Here is a 22,644-nt window from a genome sequence, read left to right on the forward strand (position 1 = left end):
TCAGTTAGAGGGTGCCGCAAACTTTGTCGATCAGCTCCGCCGGGAACTGCATCGACTGCATGATATGTTCAATCATGCTGCGTTTACGACCTGTGTTAGTGTTGGTGATCACCCAATACGGCGTGCCCGGAATATGCTGCGGCTTGGTATGGGTGCCGTTCTGTACCAGGGTTTGTTGATTACCCGCAAAGTAGACGCGCGTACGACCGAGCAGTGACTCGGTGCCTGTAGCAAATGCTTTGGGATCAAGACTGTACAGCGTCGAAAGAATCAGCATAAAGCGATTTACCGCTTTTTTCTGATCGGCATACTCATCGGACAGCAGCAGCTCACGTACGGCACGGACGCGATCCTGAGGACGCGGTTGTACTTCCGCAGGTGCAGCACTTTTCGCCATCGCTGGCGGCGTTGCTGCGCCCTTTGGCAGCGGCTGACCGGCTGAGAATTTAAGCATACGCCGTAAAATGTCAGAGGCACTTTCACCAATATGCTGAGTGTGGCTGGCGATATAACGGTACAGCTCTTCGTCGACTTCGATAGTTTTCATCATGATCCAGTACGATTATTGCTTATAAGAGCCGCCCGGTGCCGTGTTACAGGGTTCGGTTACGCAGCACGGTTCACAGACCAGCTCTAACATGTGGATTATAAAGTTAAATCCTGCCAGGGTGTAGCGCCAGACCCCAATACAGGCAAAAGTCAGACTATGCCGCAAAAAGGTGGCCTGGAAGCCGTTTATCGTTTCGGCAGAAAAATGTGGATCCATGATACCCTAACCCCTCGTTTCAACTGTAAGAACTTTGCTATGAAATTGAATGTCCGCTTGCAAACCGAACAATCCGCTGCCGCGAATCTACCCACCGTACTGATCCACGGCCTGTTTGGCAGCCTGGATAACCTTGGCGTACTGGCCAGAAAGCTGAAGGAGACGCGTCCGGTGGTCCAGATTGACGTACGCAATCATGGTCTTTCCCCGCGATCGGATGAGATGAGCTATCCGGCGATGGCGCAGGACGTGCTGGAGACGCTTGATGAGCTGGGGATTGCGCGTTTTGACCTTGCAGGCCATTCGATGGGCGGAAAAATCGCCATGGCACTGACGGCGGCTGCGCCGGAGCGGGCAGGCAAGCTGGTGGTGATTGATATTGCGCCCGTCGCTTACCCTGAACGCCATCATGACGCCATTTTTGCCGCACTGAACGCCGTGACGGCAGCGGGAATAACCACCCGCAGCGAAGCCGCCGCGCTGATGCGCCAGACAATAGAGGAAGAAGGGGTGATTCAGTTTCTGCTGAAGTCCTTTCACGAGGGGAGCTGGCGCTTTAACGTCAGGGCGCTGGAGGCCCGGTACCCAGAGATCATCGACTGGCAGCCGATCCCCGCCTGGCCGCATCCGGCGCTTTTTATCCGCGGCGAACGCTCATCCTACCTTGACGACAGGTGGCGTGACGCCCTGCTGGCGCAGTTCCCCCAGGCACGCGCACATGTGATTGCCGGTGCCGGACACTGGGTACATGCAGAGAAACCTGATGCGGTTCTGCGCGCAATTAGCCGTTTTTATGCGCGTTAGAAACAAATGCTCCCTCAAATTGTTAAATCGTTGTCGTCTCGACTTTCACTGGGGTATGATGGCGCGCTAAAATTTTGTCGCGGGTGAAAATCCCTTTGGCAACATGGCTCAATCCATCAGAACTCCAGCCTTCAGTACCACGATTCTATGGCAAAAGAAAACACGGACCGCACCACGATCGATCTCTTTGCAGACGAACGCCGTCCGGGACGACCTAAAACTAATCCGCTGACGCGTGATGAGCAGCTGCGCATCAACAAACGCAATCAGCTTAAGCGTGATAAAGTGCGCGGGCTTAAGCGCGTCGAGCTGAAAATCAATAGCGATGCGGTTGATGCCCTTAATCACCTTGCTGACCAGCGTAATATGAGCCGCAGCGAGCTGATTGAAGAGATGGTGATGGCGCAGTTAGCCAGCCAGAACCCCTGAAGCGGTGGTTATTTCGCGGTCAGGGACAGCTGAGGGCACAGCACAATGCGACAAAAGCAGGAGGATTACTCGTTTATCCCCCTGTGGCTGTCTGCTATCATTGCCGTTATCTTTTTTAAGTTAGCCATCTCATATCATTAAGTTTCAAGAGGTTATTAAACTCATGGCAATCGTAGGCATTTTCTTTGGCAGCGATACGGGCAATACCGAAAATCTTGCAAAAGTGATTCAAAAGCAGCTTGGCACTGACGTTGCTGACGTTCACGATATCGCTAAAAGCAGCAAAGAAGATCTTGAAGCCTTTGATATTTTGCTGCTGGGTATTCCCACCTGGTACTACGGCGAAGCGCAGTGCGACTGGGACGACTTCTTTCCGACCCTGGAAGAGATCGACTTCAACGGCAAGCTGGTGGCGCTGTTTGGCTGTGGCGATCAGGAAGACTATGCCGAGTACTTCTGCGATGCCATGGGCACCATCCGCGACATCATTGAGCCCAGGGGCGCGGTGATTGTCGGGCACTGGCCAACGGCGGGTTACCATTTCGAGGCCTCCAAAGGGCTGGCGGATGACAACCATTTCCTCGGTCTGGCCATTGACGAAGACCGTCAGCCTGAGTTGACCCAGCAACGTACCGAACAATGGGTTAAACAGATTTTTGACGAGCTGCAGCTGAAAGAGATTCTTGAAGCCTGAGTGCAGCGGCCTGATGTGGGCGATGTCTCATATCGGGCCAGTGGTTTTACCTGTAGAAGTAATAGGTACATCTTTGTAATTTTCATCTGCAAATCTGTAAAATATCGCCATCGGTCACCTCACTTATTCAGCGTTCCTCGCTCAACGAGCGATAAGAGTGCTGAGCAAAATGTTAATCCCGTTTTTATTGGGCGTTTGCTTTCCTGGACGTATCGGGTTCTCAACTTTACATCCCACAGCGGTGCGCATCCCACTCGTGGTTTCCATTTTGAAGTATCAGTTCTATAATGAGACGCACCTAGCTTTCTGCGTCGACCGATGTTTAAGGCTTTTCAGCCACTTAGTGACTAGCAAAGTAACAGGACAATATCCGCATGACTGACAACAATACCGCATTAAAGAAGGCCGGCCTGAAAGTCACGCTTCCCCGACTGAAAATTCTGGAAGTGCTTCAGGTACCAGAGAGCCATCACGTCAGTGCGGAAGATTTATATAAACGCCTGATTGATATGGGCGAAGAGATTGGGCTGGCAACGGTCTACCGCGTACTCAACCAGTTTGATGATGCAGGGATTGTAACGCGTCATAACTTTGAAGGCGGCAAGTCCGTATTCGAACTGACCCAGCAGCAGCATCACGATCACCTGATCTGTCTGGACTGCGGAAAAGTGATTGAATTCAGCGATGAGTCTATCGAGACACGTCAGCGTGATATCGCTACCCGCCACGGTATTAAACTCAGCAACCACAGTCTTTATCTTTACGGCCACTGCACCACAGGTGACTGCCGTGAAGACGAAACGCTTCACGACAAATAATCTTCCGCGTTGCCCAACATAAAAAACCGGTGATCATCACCGGCTTTTTTTTACGCTTTTTTCAGACTTCCTCCACCCTGCTGTAGCGCTTGCCGTCGGCGCTGACCGCGCGCACCAGGACGTTACCCTCCTCCTCAACTTGCGGTTTAGCCGTGGCCTCATAGCGCTGCCAGCTTCTGCCTGCATCAACGCTGTACTCAATGGCGATGCCAGGCAGCGCGATATTCGCCTCCAGCATTCCGCCAATAATACGCGCGCCCGGTACCGGGATGCGGTACTCAATTCCCCGACGATCCAGCTTCGACAGCTCGCGTTGACCCAGCAGGTTGGCAAAACGCTGCCACTCTTTCAACTGAGCCTTACTATCGACAAAATGCGTCTCGCCCCGGGTAAAGGCTTTTCCTGGCTGGTAATCCTGCTCCCAGCCCGCGCGGTGCCATGCTCGCTCGGCCACGGCCAGCAGACGCGGAAACATCATATATTCCATCTGTCCGTCAGTGCGTACCGTCTCGCTCCACAGCTGGGCAGAGAGTCCGGTGGCGCCAGGCCAGGGCTTGTCGGATTTTGCCGTAAATGTTTTACCATCGCGATCAAACGACATTTCTGCGTTCTGCGGCAGGTTATCCGGCACAAAGCTAAACATTTTGCGCTCGTCGCTGAAACGGGTTCCCCAATAGTAGCCCCGCTCAAGCGGATTAACTTCGTTGGGGAAATCGAGATAGACGTAGTCCGGGTTGGAGACGATCACCTCGTAGCCCTTGTTGGCCCAGTCGTTAGCGCTGTCATACCCTCCCCAGTAAAGCGTATCCCAGAAATTCACCGCCACGCGCTTCGTGGCGAAGGCACCCGCATTTTCAGCATCCTTCAGGCCATCCTGCCACGCCTGCATTTTCTCGATGCCGTGCGCATCGACCTGCTTGCTAACTTCCCGCGCAAAATAGCTCGGAAGGTGATCAAGGTCAGCTATTTTTCCCGCTTTGATCATCGCCTGACAGACGGAAGATTTTGCCCAGGGTTTATCTTCCTGGCGCATATCCAGCCTGCCTTTACCTTCTTCGGGCTTCGTCTTATCGGTATAGCCTGCGCCAAGACGAATATTTTTCGCTTCATCACCGCCAAAATGCCAGGCCTTCATTGGCTGTCCCGCCGCCAGATGCATCGCCTGGATTTCACTAATCACCTTGTCGGTAAAGCGCAGCGAGGATGTCAGGCAGGGATTGAGATAGCTGGTACGATCGTAAAGCTGGACGGAGGTGGTATTGGAGTCGTCGGTGGGATCCACCAGCCGGTATGCCTCGGCGTCGGCCTGTTTCCCCCCGGCCATCAGGCGGGCATAGCGTGCCTCCATCGACACCACCGCCGCCCGGGCATGCGCAGGCATATCAATTTCCGGGATCACCTCAATACCCCGGGCCCCTGCGTATTTGACGATATCAATATAGTCCTGGCGGCTGAAATGCCCCGAGCCGTTATTATTGCTGAAAGGCCCCGATCCCAGCTGTGGCAGCAGGCAGGTTTTCTCGGTGAGATCGTGGCAGCGTTTACTTCCTACATCGGTCAGCTCTGGCAAACCGGGGATCTCAATGCGCCAGGCTTCATCGTCAGAAAGATGGAAGTGAAAGACGTTCAGCTTCCAGGCCGCCATCTGATCCAGCAGCCGTAAAATTGCCTCTTTGCTATGAAAATTACGGGCAACATCGAGGAATACCCCACGATAAGGGAAACGCGGTGCATCGGCTGCTTTCAGCGTCGCAATTTTGAGGCCGTCAGCGGGGATGAGTGAAAGTATCGACTGTACGCCATTCATCACGCCGCGCTGATCGAAGCCGGTCACCTCTGCCTGGGTTTCGCCAATGGTTAGCTGATAGCCGCCCGGGATGGACTGCTGTTTCCCCAGCGCGCTGGCAGCAATCCGGGTCTTGATGGTATAGCCGTTAGCCCGTTCCTGAACGCCCAGTAAACTGAAACGCTGACGCAGAGCATCGGCCTGATCGGCCGATAACGTGGTGAAATCGAACCTTACGCCTGATGACAGGTCGGCGTCCCCACTGTAGATCTCCACGCTCATCGGCGTAGGTACAATCTGCCCACGCAGAGTTTGCGCCGGGAGCGTGGCCACATCGCTGTTTTTAGCAAAGCGGCTGGCCGCGTTCATCAGCACGTTTTTGTCATCCGGCGTACGTCGCCATTGATCGCCAAAGGGTTCAACGAAGCGGGACAGCTCTTCCGTATCCGTTATGGCGATGATTTTTGGGCTGGCGTTGCTGGAGGTAACATACCAGCGTGGCATTACGTCGGTGATAAACAACTGCCAGTACTCATTGATAATCGGAATATCCACCGATGCTCCGGCGGCAAAGCCGGTGAATTTATCCGTCGGCTCAAGCCGGGTCAGGTCGCCGACGACGTGCACCATGCGAAACTGATCGCTATCGACCTTAAGCGTTTTATGCACGTTGGACATGTAAATGGCCCAGTCTTTACTGTTAAGCGCCTCGCCCGGGTTGGTTAAGGTGAGGGTGGCCCGGTTGCAGGAAGCCCAGTCAGCGCCCAGCGCGGCGCAGTCCACGCCATTCCAGGCAGCATGGTTATCGGTCACCTTATACTTAACGCCAAACTGACTGATCCTGTCGACCAGCTGCTGATCCGCCAGCGCACCCGTGCTGCCGAGCGCCGATATCAGCGCCGCCGCAATCGCACTTTTGTACATTTTCATTATTTCACCTGTTCCTTCTGGTTTTTTTGTTCAATCTCTTCAGACAGCCTGCCACAGCGATCCTGAACCTCATCGCCGCCGCCCATCTGCTCTGCATCAAGGCAATGCTGATAGTCCAGCGCCGGTATACGCTCAGGGCGCGACGCAGGGCCTGACGAGCAGGCGACTAACGCCAGCACACTGGCGATGAGCAGTAATATTTTATTCATTTCACACCTCCGTGGTTTTCGGACGGGGCCTCTGCCCCGCCTGCGGAATGGTTAAAAAATAGTGAATGGTGCGATGACGATAAATTTCACGTCCTGCTCATCCTGGAAGATATTGCCGTATCCCCCACTAAAGCTGGGCAGCGAGGAGTGGTTGTCGTAGCGGGTATAGTGCAGTTTGTACAACGTGCCTTTGGCCCAGCCCGCCTGCACGGTGTGCATCAGATCGAGATTCCAGGCTGATTCTTTCAGGCGAGCGTGGCGATCCCAGGCCGCGTTGCTGGCAGGTTTGGCATCCCATCCCCAGGCACGGGAGGTGCCAAGGCTCCATCCGGGGAGCGACCAGTTGGTTAAATCCCAGCTCACCCCGGCAAACAGGGCTTTTTCACCGTTGGCATTAAAGTCAGAGCGTGAATCCCACCACACGTCCAGCCGCCCGTTCGACGTGGCATAGCCTGGCGTCATCCGTTGCAGGAAAAACCCCTGATTCCCTTCGGCCTTCACCCAGGTGCCTTCCAGTCTGAAATCAAAGGCTCCCAGGGTGTAGCCCAGCGTCAGCGCCTGTAGCCAGGCCAGGCCGTCATACACATCATTAACGTTTGCAACGCCGCCGTGCGCCTTATCTTTTGCGCCATAAAACTGCCAGCTGGTGCTGAGATTATTTCCGGCAACCGGAAAATCATAAGAGACTTTAGTAAAATACTGATCCATGTAATCCGCGGCCTGCCCGAATGCAGCTTCCAGCACCAGCTGATTTTTGAAATCATATTTCATGCCGATTGAATGCAGATAGCGCACGGGCGTTTTTCCATCAGCCTGCCGAAAATGATAGGTATTTCTATACCAGGGTGCTTTATATCGGTCGCTCCACATCCATGACATCGAGAACGCGCCCGCCTCATCGAAATCACGATCAAAGCCAACTTCAGCGCCACGATAAGTACCGGGTAAAAAACTCCAGTGCGATGCCATCAGCGTCTGACCGGTGGGCTGTAAATAGCCAGCACGTAGCCAGTAATCACCCTGCTTAAACTTTAACGCCGCTTTATATATTGACGCGCCGTTTTTATCCCCGCCCCACTTTTCATCCCAGCGCGTTTTCGCGTCGCTAAAGCCTATTTCGTTGGGTGCGGCAGGCCCCTTGCCTGACATCTCCAGCGCGCCAAAGACGGCCAGATCGAGACCAATAAAATCAGCCAGATAGCCGGATGAAAAATCCAGGCTGCCGTTGAATGTCGAGTGATGGAGGTTTTGCTGATAGTTCCCGTATTTATCGCTGTCGGGGTCAAGATCTTTTCTTTCTCGATGTCGCTGCCAGTAATAAACTCCACCACTCAGGGTAGAATCCTCGATAAATCCCGTGGCGCTGGCCTGAGGACTTATTGACAGCGTGGAGAGAGTAGAAATAACGGCAACGGATAGCGTCAGCGCACGACGCGCCGGGTCAGAGATATGCATTGAGAAATCCCTCTCATTGTAAATTTAACAATCCTGAAACAGTAAAAATAATATTTCTTATAAAGACAGGCACCCTTCAGATGCTGTATGGATAATATTTTTCGCGACGCGAATTATCAATATATAAATAAAGGCATCTGCCAAAGTATGATCGTCGACACATAATATCGACTGCTCTGGCCATTATTGGAATAATAAAGGCGAATTTAGTCATTACGGAATTAATTAACAGCAGGCTGTAATGCTTTGTGCCGCGCTTATCCAATTAATCAAGAGCGGATACGCGATTCACGCCGCAATTATTTTTAGTCGCGGGAACAGGGGTAGCGAATAAGAGGTATGCTGTCTCGACGATAAGCCGCAGCACATCTTAAAACAGGTTTACACGGATGAGGGGCGAAATGTGATGGAAGGGTAACGTCAGGTGAAGTGGAACGTAATGGGCAGTGGAACGTAATGGTAAGTGCAACTCACGATGTAAACCCGGCGGTAATCCATTTTGCTGCAAGAATCAGCCAGGGGATTCCCCCCGGCCAATTCTTAACCCACAGGGTTATTTCAGCGCACAGCGCTTACCCGCAAGGGCGAAAGATTACTCTCCCGCCTTCGCCCAGGTGTCACGCAGACCCACGGTACGGTTAAACACCAGCCCGTTAACGCCTGAAGTGCGGTCGGCACAGAAGTAGCCTTCACGCTCAAACTGATACGGGCTTTCTGCCTGTGCACCCGACAGGCTGCGTTCCACAAATCCTGAACGAATAACCAGCGACTCAGAATTGATGGTGGTCAGGAAGTCTTCTGCCGCTGCCGGATTGGCCACGCTGAAAAGACGATCGTAGAGGCGGAACTCGGCGGGCAGCGCATGCTCAGCCGACACCCAGTGGATAACGCCTTTCACCTTGCGGCCATCAGCGGGATCTTTACTCAGTGTATCGGTATCGCAGGTACAGAACAGGCAGGTGATGTTACCCGCTTCATCCTTCGCCACGCGCTCAGCCCGGATAACGTACGCATTGCGCAGACGCACTTCTTTGCCCAGCACCAGACGCTTATACTGCTTGTTAGCCTCTTCACGGAAGTCAGCGCGGTCAATGTAAATTTCGCGGCTGAACGGCACCTCACGCGTTCCCATTTCCGGCTTATTCGGATGATTAGGCATGGTGAGGATCTCTTCGTGATTAGCCGGCAGGTTTTCAATCACCAGCTTCACCGGATCAAGCACGGCCATAGCGCGCGGCGCATTTTCATTAAGATCGTCACGGATGCACGACTCAAGCGAGGCCATTTCAACAATGTTGTCCTGTTTGGTCACACCAATGCGGCGGCAGAACTCACGAATAGCGCCTGCAGTGTAGCCACGACGACGCAGGCCGGACACGGTCAGCATGCGCGGGTCGTCCCACCCTTCAACAATCTTTTCGCTGACCAGCTGGGTCAGTTTACGCTTGGACATAATGGCGTATTCAAGATTCAGACGGGAAAATTCGTACTGCCGGGGGTGGGCAGGAATGGTGATGTTATCCAACACCCAGTCATAGAGGCGACGGTTATCCTGGAATTCCAGCGTACAGAGTGAATGGGTTATCCCTTCCAGCGCATCGGAAATGCAGTGGGTGAAGTCATACATCGGATAGATGCACCACTTTTTACCGGTCTGGTGATGCTCGGCAAATTTAATGCGGTACAGCACCGGGTCGCGCATAACGATAAAGTTGGAGGCCATATCGATTTTGGCGCGCAGACAGGCGGTTCCTTCGGCAAAGCCGCCGTTACGCATTTTTTCAAACAGCGCGAGGTTATCGCTCACGCTGCGATCGCGATACGGACTGTTTTTTCCCGGCGACGTTAGCGTCCCACGATATTCGCGGATCTGCTCCGGCGACAGCTCATCAACGTAGGCCAGGCCTTTAGTAATGAGTTCAACGGCGTAGTGATGCAGCTGATCAAAATAATCAGATGAGTAACGGACCTCGCCGCTCCACTCAAAACCAAGCCACTGCACATCTTTCTTAATTGACTCCACAAACTCCAGATCTTCTTTCACCGGGTTAGTGTCATCAAAGCGCAGGTTACATTGACCCTGATAGTCCTGAGCAATGCCAAAATTCAGGCAGATTGATTTGGCATGACCAATATGCAGATAGCCGTTAGGCTCGGGCGGGAAGCGGGTATGAACACTATTGTGCTTACCGTTCGCCAGGTCTTCGTCAATAATCTGACGAATAAAGTTAGTTGGGCGGGCTTCTGCCTCACTCATCTCAATGTCCTCAGGGATGCTTAGCGTAAATTAGTACGTGAAATAACGGAGTATGATCCACAAAGCAGGGAAGGGAAACAACCGTTTGTTAGCGGCGAGGCAAAAAAAAGGGCGGGGATCTCTTCCCGCCCTGATCGGCTATCTCTTCAGAGGCTAGCCGTGGACGTCAAACAGGCGAGTCTCACCTGCAATCACCGTTCCACCCGCCGCCAGTTGCAGGCTGCTGTAGTCGTCAATATTACTCACCACAACCGGGCTAATCATCGAACGGGCGTTGGCATTCAGCCAGGCCAGATCCATCTCCAGCACCGGCTGCCCGGCAGTGACGACCGCGCCCTCTTCAACCAGCCGGGTAAAGCCCTTCCCTGCCAGCGCCACGGTGTCCAGTCCCATATGCACCACCACTTCGACGCCCTTCTCCGTTTCAAGGCAGAACGCATGGTTAGTGTTAAAGATTTTAACCACCGTACCCGCGGCCGGTGAAACCACGATGCTGCTGGTCGGTCTGATAGCCAGTCCGTCTCCGACCGCTTTGCTGGCGAAGGCTTCATCCGGTACCTGTTCAATCGCAACCACCTCACCGCTAACCGGGGCCACCAGCGTCGCCACGATACCTTTCGCCGCGTTCGGCACCGCCTGCGGCGGCGCAGAAGCACTGGCCTTTTCAGCTACATCGTGGGAAGCAAGGGGGGCAATGCTCGCTTTAGCGATGACCTTTTTCATCTCTTCTGCGATAGATTCCGCTTTGGCACCCACAATCACCTGAACCGTTTGTTTGTTCAGCTTGATGACGCCAGACGCGCCGAGACGCTTACAGGCTGCATCATTGATCATGGCTGAATCGTTCACCGACAGGCGCAGACGGGTGATACAGGCATCAATAATTTTGAGGTTATCACTGCCGCCAACCGCGCCAATGTACTGACGGGCAAGCGTTTCCATCCCTTCTTCGGTATTACTGTTAGCACTCTCTCCGGCAGACTGATCATCCGTGCCGTCATCGCGCCCCGGCGTTTTCAGATTGAATATTTTGATAATCGCGGTGAAGAGCACGAAGTAAACGATAAAGGCGATTGCCCCCATCACCAGCAGCATCCAGACATTGTTGCTGGCGGCGGGTAGCTTATACATCAGCACATAGTCAATTGCCCCCGCCGAGAAGGAGAAGCCCGCGTGAATGTTCAGTGCCGTGGCAACAAACAGGCTGATGCCGGTCAGGATGGCGTGGACCAGATACAGCAGCGGCGCAAGGAACATAAACAGGAATTCCAGCGGCTCGGTCACACCGGTAAGGAATGCAGTGACCGCAACCGACAGCAGCATCCCTCCAACGAGGGGACGGCGAGCCTTAGGTGCAGCCAGGTACATTGCCAGCGCGGCACCGGGAAGACCAAACATCATAATGGGGAAGAAGCCTGACATAAACATGCCCGCGGTGCCGTCACCGGCATAGAAGCGGTTGATGTCGCCGTGGAAAACCGCGCCCGCCGCATTGGTGTACTCACCAATCTGGAACCAGGCAATAGTATTCAGCACCTGATGGAGACCCGTTGGGATCAGCAGGCGGTTAACAAAGCCAAATATGCCCGCACCCAGCGCGCCCTCAGAGACAATCCACTCGCCCCCGCTTTGAATGGCGGCCTGAACGGGCGGCCAGATATAGCCAAATACCGCCGCCAGAATCAGACAGAAGAACCCGGTCGCTATTGGCACAAAGCGTTTGCCACCAAAGAAGCTCAGGAACTCCGGCAGTTTAATATCCGACCAGCGGTTATAGGTCATTCCGGCCACCAGCCCGGTAATGATCCCCGCCAGTACGCCCATATTAATGGCCGGATTTATGGTCACCATGGCCTTGGTCATAATGAAATAACCCACGGCTCCGGCCAGCGCCGCGGGGCCCGCATTGTCTTTTGACCAGGTAGATGCGACGCCGATAGCAAAAATCAGCGCGAGGTTGTCAAAAATTGCCCCACCGCCCTGGGCGATAAACGGCATATTCAGTAAATCGGGTTGCCCAAAGCGCAGCATAAGGGCCGCAACAGGCAGCACCGCGATGGGCAGTTGCAACGATCGCCCCAGCCTTTGAAAAAATCCTAAAATATTCATCCTTCCCCCTAAAGACCCGTTAAGGCACCGATTACCGTTTTGCGTTTTTATAACGGCCAGTTTGATTTTGCATCATAGTAAAATCACCTGACGGAGTGTAAGAAAAAATTAATTCGCTTCGCAAATTAAAAGCGCCGTAATGTGACTTTTATCACCCATAAATGCAGATAAGCTCACAATAGTCTGGTCATATGTAGCCACTTATTTTATGATCCGAAATATCAGCACGGATTTATCCCTCGCGGATGATGCCCGGAACACGTTACGCTTGCTTACTGCTATGCGCCTTACACCGCTGACCCCCTTCAATATTTATATGAGGTGATACATGAGACTGATTCCTCTCGCAACCCCCACGCAGGTGGGCAAATGGGCCGCACGCCATATTGTCGATCGCATCAATGCCTTTAACCCGACGGCAGACCGCCCTTTTGTGCTTGGCCTGCCCACCGGTGGTACGCCGCTTGAAGCCTATCGCCATCTGATTGATATGCATAAAGCGGGCCAGATCAGCTTCAGGCATGTGATCACCTTCAATATGGATGAGTATGTCGGCCTGCCAAAGGAACATCCCGAAAGCTACCACAGCTTTATGTACCGCAACTTCTTCGACCATGTTGATATTCCATCGGAAAACATTAATCTTCTGAACGGTAATGCAGAAGATATTGACCTGGAGTGTCGTCAGTATGAAGAGAAGATCCGTGCGCTCGGTAAAATCCATCTGTTTATGGGCGGCGTAGGCAACGATGGCCATATCGCTTTTAACGAACCGGCCTCTTCCCTGGCTTCACGTACCCGTATCAAAACCCTGACGCATGAAACCCGCGTGGCTAACTCGCGCTTCTTCGGCGGGGATGTGGAAAAAGTGCCTAAATATGCCCTCACCGTCGGCGTGGGCACTCTGCTTGACGCGGAGGAAGTGATGATTCTGGTCATCGGTCACGCTAAGGCCCAGGCGCTGCAGGCTGCCGTTGAGGGGAACGTCAACCACATGTGGACCATCAGCTGTCTCCAGCTTCATGCCCGCTCCATCGTGGTCTGTGATGAACCCGCAACAATGGAACTGAAGGTCAAAACCGTTAAATACTTCCGCGAAATGGAAGCGGAAAGCGTGAAAAGTCTGTAAATCATCAGCTCAACACAGAGCGGCAAAGTGGCTTTCGCCTGTACCACAGCGTACACGGCCGGGCTGGGTGACTGCCCCCAGCCCGGCAAAGCGTTAGCCATTAAGCCGGATATGCCGGGAGAAAATATGTACGCTTTAACCAATGGCCGCGTTTTTACCGGCTATGAGATACTCGAAAATCATGCAGTTGTCATCAAAAATGGCCTGATTGAACGCGTTTGCGCCGCCGATGAACTTCCGGCAGACATTGAAAGGCGCGATACGGGCGGCGCGATTATTGCTCCCGGCTTTATCGATCTTCAGCTTAACGGCTGCGGCGGCGTGCAGTTTAATGATGATATGGCTGCACTTAGCGTCGACACCCTGAACACCATGCAGAAAACCAATGAGAAAGCGGGCTGTACCAGTTTTCTGCCAACTCTTATTACCAGTACTGACGACATGATGAAGCGTGCCGTCGAGGTGATGCGGGCTTATCTGGCGCAAAATACCCACCAGGCTCTGGGCCTGCATCTGGAAGGCCCGTGGCTCAGCCCACGCAAACCCGGCACCCATAACCCGGCCCTGATCCGTCGCCCTTCTCAGGCGCTGGTCGATTTCCTGTGTGAGAATGCCGATGTTATCAGTAAGATAACCCTCGCGCCGGAAGAGGTGGAACCCGAGATTATCCGTCAGCTGGTCAGTACGGGCATTGTGGTGTCCAGCGGTCATTCTCATGCCACCTATCATGAAGCCCGTACTGGCATTAACGCCGGGATCAGTTTCTCCACCCATCTTTATAACGCAATGCCTACCCTCACCGGACGCGAGCCGGGCCTGATCGGTGCCCTGTTTGACGCACCGGAGGTCTACAGCGGGATTATCGCAGACGGCCTGCACGTGCATTACGCAAATATTCGCAATGCTAAGCGTATCAAGGGTGACAGGCTAATACTGGTGACGGATGCCACCGCGCCAGCCGGGGCTAATATTGACCAATTTATTTTCGCAGGAAAAACAATATACTATCGGAATGGGCTGTGCGTTGACGAACAGGGCACGCTGAGTGGTTCAGCACTGACGATGATCGAAGCGGTGGCGAACTGCGTCGAACATGTCGGTATTTCTCTCGATGAGACGCTCCGCATGGCAACGCTTTATCCGGCCCGGGCAATGGGAATTGAGAACACGTTAGGTTCAGTTGAAGCCGGAAAAGTGGCGAACCTGACCGTTTTCACCCGTGATTATAAAATAATCCAGACTATCGTTAACGGTGACGAGGTCTTAAGCGAGTAGATACGGAATGACCAGCGGCGGACAGGCTCAGATAGGAAACGTTGATTTAGTTAAGCAGCTTAATAGCGCAGCCGTATACCGGCTAATCGATCAGCAAGGACCGATTTCACGTATTCAGATTGCCGAGCACAGTCAGCTTGCTCCCGCCAGCGTCACCAAAATTACCCGTCAGCTTATTGAACGCGGGCTGATCAAAGAAGTGGATCAGCAGGCCTCTACCGGAGGCCGCCGCGCCATCTCAATCATTACCGAAACGCGGGGATTCAACACTATCGGCATCCGTCTGGGACGCAGCGATGCCACACTCACCCTTTTCGACCTCAGTGGAAAATCCCTGGCTCAGGAAGATTATGCCCTGCCAGAACGCACCCAGGAGACCCTGGAACACGCCCTGTTTAACGCCATCGCCCGCTTTATGGAACAGTACGAGCGAAAGCTGCGTGAGCTGATTGCCATTGCCGTTATTTTACCCGGGCTGGTCGACCCGGTTAACGGGATTATCCGCTATATGCCACATATCAACGTCAACTGCTGGCCGCTGGTCGCAAACCTGCAGGCACGTTTTAACGTCACCAGCTTTGTCGGCCACGATATTCGTAGTCTGGCCCTGGCCGAGCACTACTTTGGTGCCTCCCGCGACTGCGCTGACTCCATCTTAGTGCGCGTGCATCGCGGTACCGGGGCCGGGATTATCGCCAATGGCCATATTTTTCTCGGCAGCAATGGCAACGTTGGCGAGCTGGGTCATATTCAGGTGGATCCGCTGGGGGAGCGCTGCTACTGCGGCAATTTCGGCTGTCTGGAAACCATTGCGGCGAATAGCGCGATTGAAAAACGCGTACGTCACCTGTTGTCCCAGGGCTATGCCAGCGTCCTGCGCGAGGAGTGTGGTATTCACCAGATCTGTCAGGCTGCTAACCGTGGAGATGCGCTGGCGACCGAAGTCATTGAACACGTTGGCCGCTATCTCGGCAAAGCCGTTGCCATTGCAATAAACCTCTTTAACCCACAAAAGGTGGTGATTGCCGGTGAGATTACTGAGGCGGAAAAGTTGTTATTGCCGGCCATTGAGGGCTGCATTAATACGCAGGTGCTGAAAGCCTTTCGCAAAAATCTGCCGGTCGTTCGTTCCGAACTGGACCATCGTTCAGGCATCGGCGCTTTCGCTCTGGCGAAACGTGCCATGCTTAACGGCATCTTATTACAACACTTACTGGAAGGTTGATGAGCGCTTTAACCCTGATGAACAGCGAAAGCAGTACGATTAAAAATGTCATCTGCGATATTGATGGCGTGTTAATGCACGATAATACGGCGGTGCCGGGTGCCAACGATTTTCTGCAACGCATTTTAGCCAGGGGATTACCCCTGGTGGTGCTGACGAATTACCCGTCGCAGACCGCGCTTGACCTCTCCAACCGTTTTGCCTCGGCAGGAATCGATCTGCCGGACAGCGTCTTTTATACCTCCGCCATGGCGACGGCTGATTTTCTGCGGCGTCAGGAGGGGAAAAAGGCGTATGTGGTCGGCGAAGGCGCGCTGATCCACGAACTGTACAAAGCGGGCTTTACCATCACCGATATCAACCCGGATTTTGTCATTGTCGGAGAGACCCGCTCTTACAATTGGGACATGATGCATAAAGCGGCCTGGTTCGTTGCTAACGGCGCCCGCTTTATTGCCACCAATCCGGACACCCACGCCAGGGGTTTTGTGCCAGCCTGCGGGGCCCTCTGCGCTGGGATCGAAGTCATTTCCGGGCGTAAGCCTTTTTACGTCGGCAAGCCAAGCCCATGGATCATTCGCGCCGCGCTCAATAAAATGCAGGCGCATTCGGAAGAGACGGTTATCGTCGGTGATAATCTGCGTACCGATATCCTGGCCGGTTTCCAGGCCGGGCTGGAGACAATTTTGGTGCTGTCAGGCGTCTCGACGATGAGCGATGTTGACGCTATGCCTTTCCGTCCCAGCTGGATTTATCCGTCAGTGGCCGATATCGATATTATCTGATTCGGGCTCATCCTCCCGCCCCCGCTCATCTTTTAAACACAATCACCCGTAAATTGACGATTATGCAATTTTAATCGCAGTTTACTGGTGATCCATCAATATTCTCCGCAGTGCAACAGACTATTTTTCAGAGAATGGCTAAAACGCTTGCATCATCCGGGCCAGATAGCGCATTTTCATAGTCACAGGGCGAAAACTGTCGCCGTTGACGATTCACATTACCATCATCACCGTTCAGGGATGTCGAGAGGGAGTTAGCTATGTGTTCAATTTTTGGCGTGCTGGATCTGAAAACTGATTCTGCCGAACTGCGTAAGAAAGCTCTGGAGCTTTCACGTCTGATGCGTCACCGTGGCCCGGACTGGTCCGGCGTTTATGCCAACGAGCACGCGATTCTTTCACACGAACGCCTGTCAATTGTTGACGTAAACAACGGCGCACAGCCTCTGTATAACGCCGCCCATACGCATGTGCTGGCCGTGAACGGTGAAATCTATAACCACCAGGCACTGCGGGCCGAACTGAGCGACCGCTACGAGTTTCAGACTGAATCCGACTGCGAGGTGATCCTCGCGCTCTATCAGGAAAAAGGCGTCGACTTCCTTGACGAGCTGCAGGGCATGTTCGCCTTTATTCTGTATGACAGCGTTAAAAACACCTGGCTGATTGGTCGCGATCATATCGGTATTATCCCGCTTTATATGGGTAACGATGAGCATGGTAACCTGTTTGTTGCCTCGGAAATGAAAGCGCTGGTGCCGGTTTGCCGCACCATGAAAGAGTTCCCGCCGGGCAGCTACCTCTCCAGCACCGACGGTGAGATCCGCCGCTACTGGCAGCGCGACTGGTTCAGCTATGAGGCTGTTGAACACAACAAAACCGATGCACCAGCGCTGAAAGAGGCGCTGGAAGAAGCGGTGAAAAGCCACCTGATGTCTGATGTGCCTTATGGTGTTTTGCTGTCGGGTGGGCTGGACTCCTCGATTATTTCTGCCGTGACCAAAAAGTATGCCGCGAAGCGCATTGAGGATCAGGATAAGAGCGAGGCCTGGTGGCCACAGCTGCACTCCTTCGCCGTCGGTCTGGAAGGCTCACCCGATCTGAAAGCCGCCAAAACCGTTGCTGACCATCTTGGTACCGTCCACCACGAGATTCATTTCACCGTGCAGGAGGGTCTGGATGCCATCCGCGACGTGATTTACCATATCGAAACCTATGACGTCACCACCATTCGCGCCTCAACGCCAATGTACCTGATGTCACGCAAAATCAAAGCGATGGGCATTAAAATGGTGCTGTCGGGCGAAGGGGCCGATGAGGTATTTGGCGGCTATCTCTACTTCCATAAGGCACCGAATGCCAAAGAGTTCCACGAAGAAAACGTGCGCAAACTGCTGGCCCTGCATATGTTTGACTGCGCCCGTGCCAACAAAGCGATGTCAGCCTGGGGCGTCGAGGCACGCGTGCCTTTCCTGGACAAAAAATTCCTCGACGTGGCGATGCGCATCAATCCGGCAGATAAAATGTGCGGTGCCAACGGCAAAATGGAAAAACACATCCTGCGTGAGTGTTTCTCCTCTTACCTGCCGGAAAGCGTGGCATGGCGCCAAAAAGAACAGTTTTCTGACGGCGTTGGCTATAGCTGGATCGACAGCCTGAAGGAGGTGGCCGCACAGCAGATCTCCGATCAGCAGCTGCAAACGGCGCACTTCCGTTTTCCGTACAATACGCCGACCTCTAAAGAGGGCTACCTGTACCGTGAAATCTTTGAAGAGCTGTTTCCTTTACCCAGCGCGGCGGAATGCGTTCCCGGCGGTCCTTCGGTCGCCTGTTCATCGGCAAAAGCCATTGAGTGGGATGAAGCGTTCAAAACCATGGACGATCCATCCGGTCGTGCCGTGGGCGTGCATCAGTCAGCCTATAAATAAGCGAACACTTTATCTGTGAAAACGAGGCCTTACCGGCCCCTTACCGTTTGTTTTGCGCACGTTACCTTCAGAATTTGTTGATTTAATCATCAGGCTGGTTATAAGCCAGACAAACGAAGCATTTCAGGGCAAAAACGGGAAAAAACTTGTTGACGCTTTCAGGTCAACTCCGCATAATGCGCCCCGCAACGCCGATGAAGGTAGCGCGAAATAAAGATGGCTACGTAGCTCAGCTGGTTAGAGCACAGCACTCATAATGCTGGGGTCACAGGTTCGATTCCCGTCGTAGCCACCATCTTTTTGCGGGAGTGGCGAAATTGGTAGACGCACCAGATTTAGGTTCTGGCGCCGCAAGGTGTGCGAGTTCAAGTCTCGCCTCCCGCACCATTATCATCGCGGTTTTGCACGGATGGGGTATCGCCAAGCGGTAAGGCACCGGTTTTTGATACCGGCATTCCCTGGTTCGAATCCAGGTACCCCAGCCAGTTTTCTTGATGGTCGCTGTACTGAGTGAAACGGACATTGGGATATCGCCAAGCGGTAAGGCACCGGTTTTTGATACCGGCATTCCCTGGTTCGAATCCAGGTATCCCAGCCATTAAGAAATATGTTAGTGTAGTAACGCAGTAAAATTAGGCTACTTAGCTCAGCTGGTTAGAGCACAGCACTCATAATGCTGGGGTCACAGGTTCGATTCCCGTAGTAGCCACCAATTTTATTGGGGTGTCGCCAAGCGGTAAGGCACTGGTTTCTGATACCAGCATTCCGGGGTTCGAATCCCTGCACCCCAGCCATAAAAAAGACGATTTGCATTGCGAATCGCACCCAAGAAATTGGGGTGTCGCCAAGCGGTAAGGCACTGGTTTCTGATACCAGCATTCCGGGGTTCGAATCCCTGCACCCCAGCCATTAAGTAAAGAAGCCCGCTTTTGCGGGCTTTTTTACGTCTGCTGTTTATCAGGGCCTCCCCCTCACGGCCATACCGCGCAAGTCTTATCCTGACTACCCGCAACATACCAATAACTGAGCAGAACACTGCACCATACTGTTGCCTGACCAGGTTGCGCCATGCACAACGCGGGTAGGGTGAGAATCTCTCTATGGAGCCCCGGCTCGCGCATCCCTGCGTCCGGTGGTCTGCCTGTTACTTTGCCGCCACCGGTAGCACTATTTGAGACCGCCATTCAGCGGGAGAGCGATTTAAAGGCCTAGCGCGTAGCGTAACGCCTGGCGCTTCAATACGCCCGAGCGCTCGGCCATCATCAGCCCAAGATTACGCATAACGCGCAGCGGCGCAGACTGGTTGCTAAAGGCGAAGTAAAAGAGATCCATCCCGCTCTGCATAAGCATATTGTCGGTTTGCCGCTGACGCTGATAGCGGCGCAGTACGCCCGCCGATGCCCAGTCCTCGGCTTTATCACGCGCAGCCGTTAGCGTGTTAATCAACGCGTCCACGTCGCGATAGCCCAGGTTAACGCCCTGCCCTGCCAGCGGATTGATGGTGTGTGCGGCATCGCCCACCAGCGCCAGTCCGGGTAGCACATAGCGAATCGCGTGGCGGCGCACCAGAGGAAAGGATCCGGCGGTAACCGGCTTAACGTGCCCCAGCCTTGCCGGAAAATGTTTGATAATTTCCAGCTCCAGCTGCTGCATGCTCATGGCCTGGAGCTGTCGAATACGTGCCGGGCTGTCGTACCACACCAGCGAAGCCCACCCGTCGGACAGCGGTAAAAATGCGCGCGGGCCATTCGGTGTGAATTGCTGCCAGGTACAGTCACCGGCATCCCGATCGCAGCGGACGCTGATAAGCATGCAGGACTGTGCATAATTCCAGCCGTGAATGCCCATTCCTGCCAGCTGCCTCACCTGAGAGTTAGCACCATCGGCACCCACCACCATCCGGGCGGTGATCTCCTCGCCGCTTTCTAGGCGCAGACGCCAGCCGCCGTTGCAGGGTTGCAGGTCCTGAAGGCGGGCAGGCGCAATCAGACTCACATCCTGCTGCGTGAGCCGCTGCCAGAGCGCGCTTTGCAGTACGCTATTTTCCACCATAAAACCTAATTCCGGCAGCCCCAGCGACTGCGCGTCAAATCCCACCTGTGCGGTATGCCACTCCCAGGTTTCCAGCCGGCGGTAGGGCGTGGCGCGCATCTGCTGCACCCGAGGCCAGACCTCAAGCTGCTTAAGCAGGTCTACCGAGGCTGCACTGATGGCAGAAATCCTGACGTCGGGATTGCTCTGTGGATCAAACTGGGCAGGTGCCTGCTGTTCAAGCACCACCACCTTAAATCCCTGCGTCGTCAGTCCGCTGGCCAGCGCGGCTCCCACCATCCCGCCGCCAACAATGACGATATCCTCGTTCCGCGTATGTCCTGTCATTATTTTATCCTTTACCGGTGGACTACGGTGCCCTTACCTCTACACCTGTAAGGGACAATTTGTTACCCTTAGTGTATCGGATTTTGCGGGGCCAGTTGAAATCGTAAACGTAAAAGCCTGTATGCTGGTCACCACCGCAGCAAAGCATTACAATACGCGCCCTGCATTCCTTCCTGCATGATAAATGGCAACCAGATGACCCAAAAACTGCATATCAAAACCTGGGGCTGTCAGATGAATGAGTATGACTCATCCAAGATGGCTGACCTGTTAAACAGCACGCATGGCTTCACGCTGACCGACGTCGCGGAAGAGGCCGACATTCTGCTGCTTAACACCTGCTCGATTCGTGAAAAGGCCCAGGAAAAAGTGTTCCATCAGCTTGGCCGTTGGAGAACGCTGAAGGAGAGCAACCCTGACCTGATTATTGGCGTCGGCGGCTGCGTGGCCTCGCAGGAAGGCGAGCACATCCGTCAACGCGCCAGCTATGTTGATATCGTTTTTGGACCCCAAACGCTGCACCGTCTGCCGGAGATGATCAACACCGTACGCGGTTCGAAAAGCCCGGTTGTGGATATCAGCTTCCCGGAAATCGAAAAATTCGATCGGCTGCCCGAACCCCGCGCAGAGGGGCCATCGGCTTTCGTCTCCATTATGGAAGGCTGCAACAAATACTGTACCTTCTGCGTGGTGCCCTACACCCGTGGTGAAGAAGTCAGCCGCCCCTGCGATGATATTCTGTTCGAGATAGCCCAGCTTGCTGCCCAGGGCGTGCGTGAAGTTAACCTGCTCGGTCAGAACGTGAACGCTTACCGGGGTGAGAGCTTTGATGGTGAAATCTGTAGCTTCGCCGATCTGCTGCGTCTGGTGGCCGCCATTGACGGCATCGACCGCATTCGCTTTACCACCAGCCACCCTATTGAGTTCACCGACGACATTATTGATGTCTACCGCGACACACCTGAGCTGGTGAGCTTCCTGCACCTGCCGGTGCAGAGCGGTGCGGATCGTATTCTGACCCTGATGAAGCGTGCTCATACCGCGCTGGAATACAAGGCGATTATTCGCAAGCTGATTGCGGCGCGCCCCACCATTCAGATTAGCTCCGATTTCATTATCGGCTTCCCTGGCGAAACCGAACAGGATTTTGAGCAGACAATGAAGCTGATTGCCGATGTGAATTTCGATATGAGCTTTAGCTTTATCTACTCCGCCCGCCCCGGCACCCCGGCAGCCGATCTGCCGGACGACGTACCGGAAGAGGAGAAAAAGCAGCGCCTGTGGCGTCTTCAGGAGCGTATTACCCAGCAGGCAATGGTATGGAGCCGCCGGATGATGGGCACCGTACAGCGTATTTTGGTGGAGGGCACCTCACGTAAAAACGTGATGGAGATGTCCGGCCGTACGGAAAATAACCGCGTGGTGAATTTCGAAGGAACGCCAGCGATGATTGGCAAATTTGTCGATGTCGAGATTGTTGACGTTTATACCAACTCCCTGCGCGGCGTGGTGGTGCGGACGGAAGATCAAATGGACCTGCGCAGCATTGAATCCCCGGCTTCCGTCATTGCGCGTACGCGTAAAGAGAACGAGCTGGGCGTAGGCTCCTTCCAGCCCTGATCCTACCCTTTTGCGGCAGGCCTCCGGGTTTGCCGCATGAATTCCC

At 53.9% G+C, this 22,644-nt stretch carries 17 protein-coding genes and 7 tRNA genes; 17 read left to right on the top strand and 7 right to left on the bottom strand.

Features of this window, described 5'->3' with window-relative positions:
* Window positions 1-4 precede the first annotated feature (4 nt).
* Window positions 5-547: a replication initiation negative regulator SeqA gene (gene seqA, locus AC4PCC_RS14585; protein WP_492127532.1), complete on the bottom strand. Its 543-nt coding sequence runs from the start codon at window positions 545-547 to the stop codon at window positions 5-7.
* Between the two features lie 258 nt (window positions 548-805).
* Here seqA and ybfF point away from each other — a divergent pair, with 258 nt between their 5' ends.
* The 4 genes from ybfF to fur all read left to right on the top strand — a co-directional run bounded on the left by ybfF (window position 806) and on the right by fur (window position 3,511).
* A complete protein-coding gene (gene ybfF / locus AC4PCC_RS14590) occupies window positions 806-1,570 on the top strand; it encodes an esterase (protein WP_492124992.1) in 765 nt (254 codons plus the stop codon).
* A gap of 147 nt (window positions 1,571-1,717) precedes the next feature.
* The gene (ybfE, locus tag AC4PCC_RS14595; RefSeq protein WP_067702338.1) at window positions 1,718-1,999 is read left to right on the top strand and encodes a LexA regulated protein; all 282 of its coding nucleotides are present in this window, start codon (window positions 1,718-1,720) and stop codon (window positions 1,997-1,999) included.
* A gap of 163 nt (window positions 2,000-2,162) precedes the next feature.
* Window positions 2,163-2,693 (top strand): flavodoxin FldA, encoded by a 531-nt coding sequence (fldA, locus tag AC4PCC_RS14600; protein WP_067702335.1) that lies wholly within the window; start codon window positions 2,163-2,165, stop codon window positions 2,691-2,693.
* A gap of 374 nt (window positions 2,694-3,067) precedes the next feature.
* Window positions 3,068-3,511 carry a ferric iron uptake transcriptional regulator gene (fur, locus tag AC4PCC_RS14605; RefSeq protein WP_067702332.1) on the top strand — a complete coding sequence of 148 codons (444 nt, stop codon included), beginning with the start codon at window positions 3,068-3,070 and terminating at the stop codon, window positions 3,509-3,511.
* 61 nt (window positions 3,512-3,572) lie between these two features.
* Here the strand turns inward: fur and AC4PCC_RS14610 are convergent, their stop codons facing one another.
* The 5 genes from AC4PCC_RS14610 to nagE form a co-directional block, all read right to left on the bottom strand.
* On the bottom strand, window positions 3,573-6,227 hold the full coding sequence (locus AC4PCC_RS14610) for a beta-N-acetylhexosaminidase (RefSeq protein ID WP_492124993.1): 2,655 nt from the start codon (window positions 6,225-6,227) through the stop codon (window positions 3,573-3,575).
* Window positions 6,227-6,436, bottom strand: coding sequence for a ChiQ/YbfN family lipoprotein (gene chiQ / locus AC4PCC_RS14615; protein WP_492124994.1), 210 nt, complete (start codon window positions 6,434-6,436; stop codon window positions 6,227-6,229). The genes AC4PCC_RS14610 and chiQ overlap by 1 nt, the downstream gene beginning before the upstream one ends.
* Before the next feature lie 51 nt (window positions 6,437-6,487).
* Window positions 6,488-7,891, bottom strand: coding sequence for a chitoporin ChiP (gene chiP / locus AC4PCC_RS14620; protein ID WP_492124995.1), 1,404 nt, complete (start codon window positions 7,889-7,891; stop codon window positions 6,488-6,490).
* A gap of 592 nt (window positions 7,892-8,483) precedes the next feature.
* Window positions 8,484-10,148 (bottom strand): glutamine--tRNA ligase, encoded by a 1,665-nt coding sequence (gene glnS, locus AC4PCC_RS14625; protein ID WP_492124996.1) that lies wholly within the window; start codon window positions 10,146-10,148, stop codon window positions 8,484-8,486.
* A gap of 153 nt (window positions 10,149-10,301) precedes the next feature.
* Window positions 10,302-12,257, bottom strand: coding sequence for a PTS N-acetyl glucosamine transporter subunit IIABC (nagE, locus tag AC4PCC_RS14630; protein ID WP_492124997.1), 1,956 nt, complete (start codon window positions 12,255-12,257; stop codon window positions 10,302-10,304).
* Between the two features lie 328 nt (window positions 12,258-12,585).
* Here nagE and nagB point away from each other — a divergent pair, with 328 nt between their 5' ends.
* The 12 genes from nagB (at window position 12,586) to AC4PCC_RS14690 (ending at window position 19,508) form a co-directional block, all read left to right on the top strand.
* Window positions 12,586-13,386, top strand: coding sequence for a glucosamine-6-phosphate deaminase (gene nagB, locus AC4PCC_RS14635; RefSeq protein ID WP_492124998.1), 801 nt, complete (start codon window positions 12,586-12,588; stop codon window positions 13,384-13,386).
* Window positions 13,387-13,512: 126 nt separating this feature from the next.
* Window positions 13,513-14,661, top strand: coding sequence for an N-acetylglucosamine-6-phosphate deacetylase (gene nagA, locus AC4PCC_RS14640; protein ID WP_492124999.1), 1,149 nt, complete (start codon window positions 13,513-13,515; stop codon window positions 14,659-14,661).
* A 7-nt stretch (window positions 14,662-14,668) separates the two neighbouring features.
* Complete coding sequence (nagC, locus tag AC4PCC_RS14645) at window positions 14,669-15,886, top strand: DNA-binding transcriptional regulator NagC (RefSeq protein ID WP_492125000.1); 1,218 nt, start codon at window positions 14,669-14,671, stop codon at window positions 15,884-15,886.
* Window positions 15,887-15,903: 17 nt separating this feature from the next.
* The gene (locus AC4PCC_RS14650) at window positions 15,904-16,671 is read left to right on the top strand and encodes an HAD-IIA family hydrolase (protein WP_067703648.1); all 768 of its coding nucleotides are present in this window, start codon (window positions 15,904-15,906) and stop codon (window positions 16,669-16,671) included.
* A 260-nt stretch (window positions 16,672-16,931) separates the two neighbouring features.
* Window positions 16,932-18,599, top strand: a complete 1,668-nt coding sequence (gene asnB, locus AC4PCC_RS14655) for an asparagine synthase B (protein WP_492125001.1) — start codon at window positions 16,932-16,934, stop codon at window positions 18,597-18,599.
* 218 nt (window positions 18,600-18,817) lie between these two features.
* Window positions 18,818-18,894: transfer RNA gene (locus AC4PCC_RS14660), tRNA-Met, on the top strand.
* A gap of 7 nt (window positions 18,895-18,901) precedes the next feature.
* A tRNA-Leu gene (locus AC4PCC_RS14665) sits at window positions 18,902-18,986 on the top strand.
* 23 nt (window positions 18,987-19,009) lie between these two features.
* Window positions 19,010-19,084 (top strand) — tRNA-Gln (locus AC4PCC_RS14670).
* A gap of 38 nt (window positions 19,085-19,122) precedes the next feature.
* Window positions 19,123-19,197, top strand: a tRNA-Gln gene (locus tag AC4PCC_RS14675).
* Between the two features lie 37 nt (window positions 19,198-19,234).
* Window positions 19,235-19,311: transfer RNA gene (locus AC4PCC_RS14680), tRNA-Met, on the top strand.
* A gap of 7 nt (window positions 19,312-19,318) precedes the next feature.
* Window positions 19,319-19,393 (top strand) — tRNA-Gln (locus AC4PCC_RS14685).
* A 40-nt stretch (window positions 19,394-19,433) separates the two neighbouring features.
* A tRNA-Gln gene (locus AC4PCC_RS14690) sits at window positions 19,434-19,508 on the top strand.
* A 291-nt stretch (window positions 19,509-19,799) separates the two neighbouring features.
* Here AC4PCC_RS14690 and ubiF read toward each other — a convergent pair.
* Window positions 19,800-20,978 (bottom strand): 3-demethoxyubiquinol 3-hydroxylase, encoded by a 1,179-nt coding sequence (gene ubiF / locus AC4PCC_RS14695; protein ID WP_492125002.1) that lies wholly within the window; start codon window positions 20,976-20,978, stop codon window positions 19,800-19,802.
* A 195-nt stretch (window positions 20,979-21,173) separates the two neighbouring features.
* Between ubiF and miaB the strand changes: the two genes are divergently transcribed.
* Window positions 21,174-22,598 (top strand): tRNA (N6-isopentenyl adenosine(37)-C2)-methylthiotransferase MiaB, encoded by a 1,425-nt coding sequence (gene miaB / locus AC4PCC_RS14700; protein ID WP_067703645.1) that lies wholly within the window; start codon window positions 21,174-21,176, stop codon window positions 22,596-22,598.
* Window positions 22,599-22,644: the final 46 nt, after the last annotated feature.

The organism is Erwinia sp. L03-1, from assembly GCF_058686115.1.